At 75.0% G+C, this 6,469-nt stretch carries 1 protein-coding gene; it reads right to left on the bottom strand.

Going from position 1 to position 6,469, the window contains the following annotated elements; all coding sequences use genetic code 11:
* Nucleotides 1–6,469: SDR family NAD(P)-dependent oxidoreductase (locus ACFV0Q_RS36665; RefSeq protein WP_385011625.1), on the bottom strand; the 6,469-nt coding region annotated here is incomplete at both ends.

Here is a 6,469-nt window from a genome sequence, read left to right as displayed (position 1 = left end):
GGTGTACGTGGGGAGGGCGACGCGCCGGGCGCCGTGTCCGGCGAAGACGGCGGTCCAGTCGACGGACGTGCCGTGGACGTGGAGTTGGGCGACGGCCGTGGTGACCGCCAGGCCCTCGGCGCGGTCCGTACGCAGGAGAGGAACCGCGACCGCGTGCTCGTCCAGGGAGTCCTGGGCCATGGCGGTCAGGACGCCGCCCGGGCCGATCTCCAGGAAGGTGCTCACACCCTCGCCGGCGAGGGAGGCGACGGCGTCCGCGAAGCGGACCGCCTCGCGGACGTGGCGCACCCAGTAATCGGCGGAGCGGAACTCCTCCGCCGACACGAGGCGTCCCGTGAGGGTCGAGACGACCGGCACGCGCGGGGCTTCGAAGGAAGCGCTCTCGACGACGGCCCGGAACTCGGCCAGCATCGGGTCCATTAGCGGGGAGTGGAAGGCGTGCGAGACCGAGAGCGCCTTCGTCTTGCGGCCGTCAGCCGACAGCCGGCCAACCACCGCCGCCACCGCGTCCTCGGAGCCCGAAACCACCACGGAGGCGGGCCCGTTGACGGCGGCGACGCCCGCACGGTCCTCGTACCCGGCCAGCAGCGCCCGTACCTCGTCCTCCGAGGCCTGCACCGCCACCATCACTCCCCCGTCGGGAAGTGCCTGCATCAGCCGGCCGCGCGCCGCCACCAGCCGCGCCGCGTCCTCGAGGGAGAGCACACCCGCGACATGCGCGACGGCGAACTCGCCCACCGAGTGGCCCGCCAGGAACTCCGGCCGCACGCCCCAGGACTCCACGAGCCGGAACAGCGCCACCTCGACCGCGAACAACGCCGGCTGCGTGTAGGTGGTCTGGTTCAGCGGTTCCGCGTCCTCACCGAAGACGACGTCCCGCAACGGACGCTCCAGATGACCGTCCACATGCGCACACACCTCGTCGAACGCATCCGCGAACACCGGGAAGGCCGCGTACAGTTCACGCCCCATCCCCAGCCGCTGACTCCCCTGACCAGAGAACAGGAACGCGGTCCGCGCACCGTCGTTCCCGCTGCCGACGTCGGTTCCGCCGGTGATGACGTGGGACGAGGCACCGGTGGGGTGTCCGTCGGCGAGGGCCGCCAGCCCGCGGAGCAGTTCGTCGCGGTCGGCGCCCACGATGGCGGCGCGCCGCTGGAGGGCCGCCCGGCCCGTGGCGAGCGAGAGACCGATGTCGGCGGGGTCGGCCTCCGGGTGGTCGGCCAGGTGGGAGCGCAGCCGGTCGGCCTGGGCGCGCAGTGCGGTGGCGTTCTTGGCGGAGAGGAGCCAGGGGACGGCCGCCATCGGTGCGGCCGGGCCGGCTGCGGCGTCGGCGTCGGCGTCGTCCAGCTCCGGCTCGGCGGGGGCCTGCTCGACGATGACGTGGGCGTTGGTGCCGCTCACGCCGAAGGCCGAGATACCGCCCCGGCGGGTGTGTTCGCGGTCGTCGGGCCAGGCCACGGGCTCGGCGAGGAGCTCGACCGATCCCGTCGTCCAGTCGACGTGCGGGGTCGGCGCGTCCACGTGCAGGGTCTTGGGGAGTTCCCCGTGCTGGAGGGCCAGCACCATCTTCATGACGCCCGCGACACCGGCGGCGGCCTGGGTGTGCCCGATGTTCGACTTCAGCGAGCCCAGCCGCAGCGGCCGGTCCTCCGGCCGGTCCTGGCCGTACGTGGCCAGCAGCGCCTGCGCCTCGATCGGGTCGCCGAGCCGGGTCCCCGTACCGTGCGCCTCCACCACGTCGACGTCGGTGGCGGACAGGCCCGCGTTGGCCAGGGCCTGGCGGATGACCCGCTGCTGCGCGGGGCCGTTCGGGGCGGTCAGCCCGTTCGAGGCGCCGTCCTGGTTGATCGCGGAGCCCCGTACGACGGCCAGTACCCGGTGGCCGTTGCGGCGGGCGTCGGAGAGGCGTTCCAGGAGGAGCATGCCGGTGCCTTCGCCCCAGCCGGTGCCGTCGGCCGAAGCGGCGAACGCCTTGCAGCGGCCGTCGGCGGCCAGTCCGCGCTGGCGGCTGAACTCGACGAAGATGCCGGGGCCGGCCATGACGGTGACGCCGCCCGCGAGGGCCAGTTCGCATTCGCCCAGGCGCAGCGACTGGACGGCCAGGTGGAGCGCGACCAGGGACGACGAGCAGGCCGTGTCGACGGTCAGCGCCGGGCCTTCCAGGCCGAAGGTGTAGGCGAGGCGGCCGGACACGACGCTGGCGGCCCGGCCGGTGAGCAGGTAGCCCTCGACGCCTTCGGGGGCCTGGCGCAGGCCGGACGCGTAGTCCTGTCCGTTGGAGCCGATGAAGACTCCGGACTGGGTGCCCTTGAGGGTGGCGGGGTCGATGCCGGCGCGTTCGAAGGCTTCCCAGGTGACTTCGAGCAGCAGCCGCTGCTGGGGGTCCATGGCGAGGGCCTCGCGCGGGGAGATCCCGAAGAATCCGGCGTCGAACTCGCCCGCCTCGTGGAGGAAGCCGCCTTCACGCGCGTACGTCGTGCCGGGGTGTTCGGGGTCGGGGTGGTAGAGGGAGTCGAGCGGCCAGCCGCGGTTCTCGGGGAATCCGGAGAGGACGTCCCTGCCCTCGTCGAGGATCTGCCACAGCTCTTCGGGGGAGGTCACCCCTCCCGGGAAGCGGCAGCTCATCGCGACGATGGCGATCGGTTCGTCGTCGGCGGGCCGGGCGAGCGGCGCGGCGGAGGGGGCGGTCCGCGGGCTTCCCGATATCTGGGCGTGGAGGTATCCGGCGAGTTCCGTCGGGTTGGGGTAGTCGAAGACGACGGTGGTGGGCAGGCGCATTCCGGTGGCGCCGGCCAGCCGGTTGCGCAGCTCGATGGCGGTGAGGGAGTCGAACCCGGTGTCGCGGAAGGCCCGTTGGGGCGGGATGGCGTCGGCGCCGGCGTGCCCGAGCACGGTGGCGGCCTGGGTGCGGACGAGTTCGACGACGACCCGGAGCTGTTCGCCGTCGGAGAGCCCGGCCAGCCGCTGGGCCAGCGCGGGGCCGCCCGCGGTGGCGGGGGCGGGGGTGCCGGCGGTGTCGAGGATGCGCTGTGCTTCGGGGAGCCGGCGCAGCAGCGGGTAGTCGCCGCTGAGCGCGAAGGCGGGGACGAAGCGGTCCCAGTCGATGTCGGCGAGGGTGACGGCCGTGTCGTGGTGTTCCATGGCCCGGCGCAGGGCCGCGATGCCGAGGTCGGCGGGCATGGGGAGGATGCCGCGCCGGGTGAGGTGCGCTTCGGCGTGGTCTCCCATCATGCGGCCGCTGCCCCAGGAGCCCCAGGCGATGGCGGTGGCAGGGAGTCCCTGGGCGCGGCGCTGGTGGGCGAGGGCGTCGAGGAAGGCGTTGCCCGCGGCGTAGCCGCCCTGGCCGCCGTTGCCGACGACGCCGGCGATGGAGGAGAAGAGGACGAAGAAGTCCAGGTCGTGCCCGGCGGTGAGGTCGTGCAGGTGGAGTGCGGCGTCGACCTTGGGGCGCAGGACGTGTTCGAGGCGTTCGGTGGTCATGGCGTCGATGACGCCGTCGTCGAGGACGCCCGCGGCGTGGATGACGCCGGTGAGGGGGTGTTCGCCGGGCAGCGAGTCCAGGAGCCGGGCGAGGTCGTCGCGGTCGGTGACGTCGCAGGCGGTGATGGTGGTGCGGCTGCCGAGGGCGGTGAGTTCGGCGCGGAGTTCGGCGGCGCCTTCGGCGGCGAGGCCGCTGCGGCTGGTGAGGACGAGGTGCGCGGCCCCGGACCGGGCGAGCCACCGGGCGACGTGGGCGCCGAGGGTGCCGGTGCCACCGGTGATCAGGACGGTGCCGTGCGGGTGCGCCAGGGCGTAGTCGGGGGTGGGGGCGGTGGTGTGCGTGTCGGCGCGTACGAGGCGGCGGGCGAGGGTTCCGGTGGCGCGTACGGCGATCTCGTCCTCGGCGCCGGCGTCGGCGAGGAGTGCGGTGAGGTGGTCGAGGGCGCGCCCGTCCAGGGTTTCGGGCAGGTCCACGAGGCCGCCCCAGCGCTGGGGGGATTCCGCGCCGACGACCCGGCCGAGGCCCCACAGCTGGGCCTGCTCGGGGTGGCGCGGCGGGTCGGCGGGTCCGGTGGCGACGGCGCCGGAGGTGGCGCACCAGAGGGGGGCGCCGATGCCGGTGTCGCCGAGGGCCTGGACGAGGGCGAGCGTGGCGGCGAGGGCGGGCAGGACCCGGTGCCCGGGCGGGGTGCCGGGGCCTTCGGGGCTGCCGGCGAGCAGCGAGAGGACCCCGCTGACCTGGTCGGTCTCCAGCTCCGCCGCGCTCAGCCGGTCGGTGAGGAGCCGGGCGACGGTCTGCCGGTCGCTGTCGGTGGCCGGGTCGAGGGTGACGCGTTCGACGCGGGCACCGCGGGCGGTGAGGGCGTCGTGCACGGCGGTGGTGTCGGCGCTGTCGTGGTGGGCGGCGGTGGTGACGAGGAGCCAGGTGCCGGTCAGCGGGGACCGGCTGCCGCGCTGGGTCTGGGTGGCCGTCGGCGTCCAGGTGACGCGGTAGCGCCAGCTGTCGATGAGCGCGGTCTCGGTGGAGCGGCGCCGCCAGTGGGCGAGCCGGGTGACCATGCTGTCGAGGGAGGCGTCGGGGGCCAGGTCCAGGGAGCTGGTCAGGGCCGCTACGTCGGAGTTCTCGACGGCCGCCCAGAAGCGGGCCTCCTCATCGCCGTGTGCGGCGGTGGCCTGCGCGGCCGGGGTGGCGGCGTCGAGCCAGAACCGGCGCCGCTGGAAGGCGTAGGTGGGCAGGGCGACGGTCCGGGGGCGCAGCCCGGCGAAGGCGGCCGGCCAGTCGGTGGGGACGCCGCGGACGTAGGCGTCCGCGAGGGAGGTCAGGAAGCGGGCCGAGCCGCCGTCGCCGCGGCGCAGCGAGGGCACGACGTCGGCGGTGGTGCCGGCCGCCTCCGCGGTCTCCTGGAGGCCGATGGCGAGCACCGGGTGCGGGCTGCACTCGATGAAGACCTGGTGGCCGTCCTCCATCAGCCGGCGGACGGCGGGCTCGAACCGCACGGTGGTGCGGAGGTTGGTGTACCAGTAGGCGGCGTCGAGGTCGGCGGAGTCGACGGTCTCGCCGGTGACGGTGGAGCAGAAGGGCACCTGCGGGGTCCGGGGGGTGATGCCGGCGAGGGCTTCGGCGAGTTCGCTCTCGATGATCTCCACGTGGGCGGAGTGCGAGGCGTAGTCGACGGGGACCCGCCGGGCCCGGACTCCGTCGGCGGTGCAGGTGGCGAGCAGTTCGTCGAGGGCGTCCGCGTCGCCGGAGACGACGACGGAGCGGGGTCCGTTGACGGCGGCGATGCCGAGCCGGGCGCCCCACTGTTCCAGGCGCCGGGTGACGTCGGCGAGGGGCTCGGGCACGGACACCATGCCGCCGAGTCCCGCGAGCCTGCTCAGGAGTCGGCTGCGGAGGGCGACGACACGGGCCGCGTCGTCGAGGCCGAGGGCGCCACAGACGGCGGCGGCGGCGATCTCGCCCTGGGAGTGGCCGATGACGGCCGCGGGCTCGACGCCGAAGGAGCGCCACAGTTCGGCGAGCGAGACCATGACGGCCCACAGGGCGGGCTGGACGACGTCGTCGGCGCTGTCGAGGGCGGGCGCGCCGGGTGCCCCGCGCAGTACGTCCTCCAGGGACCAGTCGACGTACGGGGCCAGGGCCTCGCCGCAGGCGCGCAGCCGCTCGCGGAAGACGGCGGAGCCGTCGAGGAGTTCGACGGCCATGCCGGCCCACTGGGAGCCCTGGCCGGGGAAGACGAACACGACGCGGCGGCCGTCGGCGGCGGCGCCCTGGACGGTGCGGGGCGTCGAGCCGCCGTCGGCCAGCGCCCGCAGGCCTTCGGTGAGTTCCGCTTCGGTGGTGCCGACGACGGCGGCGCGGTGCTCGAACGCCGCGCGGGTGGTGGCGAGCGAGTGGCCGATGTCGGCGGGGCGTGCGCCGGGGTGGGCCTCGGTGTGCGCGAGGAGGGCGCGGGCCTGCGCGGCGAGCGCCTCGGCGGTGTGGGCCGACAGCAGCCACGGCACGGCGCTCGCGCCGGTGACGGCTTCCGCGGCGGCCGCGTCCTGGGCCTGGGCCTCGGCGCTACCGCCTGCGGCTGCGGGCTCGGGGTCGCGCGGGGCCTCTTCGATGATGGCGTGCGCGTTGGTGCCGCTGATGCCGAACGAGGAGACGCCGGAGCGGCGCGGGCGGCCGGTCTCGGGCCAGTCGGCGGCCTCGCCGAGCAGCCGTACCCGGCCGCCGGCCCAGTCGATGTGCGGGGAGGGCGTACCGGCGTGCAGGGTCTTGGGCAGGACGCCGTGCTGGAGGGCCAGCACCATCTTCAGCACGCCCGCGATGCCCGCGGCGGCCTGGGTGTGGCCGATGTTCGACTTCAGCGAGCCGAGCCACAGAGGCCGGTCCTCCGTACGCCCCTGGCCGTACGTGGCCAGCAGCGCCTGCGCCTCGATCGGGTCGCCGAGCCGGGTCCCCGTACCGTGCGCCTCCACCACGTCGACGTCGGTGGCG

The sequence above is a fragment of the Streptomyces sp. NPDC059564 genome (assembly GCF_042735575.1).
Lineage (GTDB): Bacteria > Actinomycetota > Actinomycetes > Streptomycetales > Streptomycetaceae > Streptomyces.
This window is presented reverse-complemented; position numbering and strand designations above follow the sequence as displayed.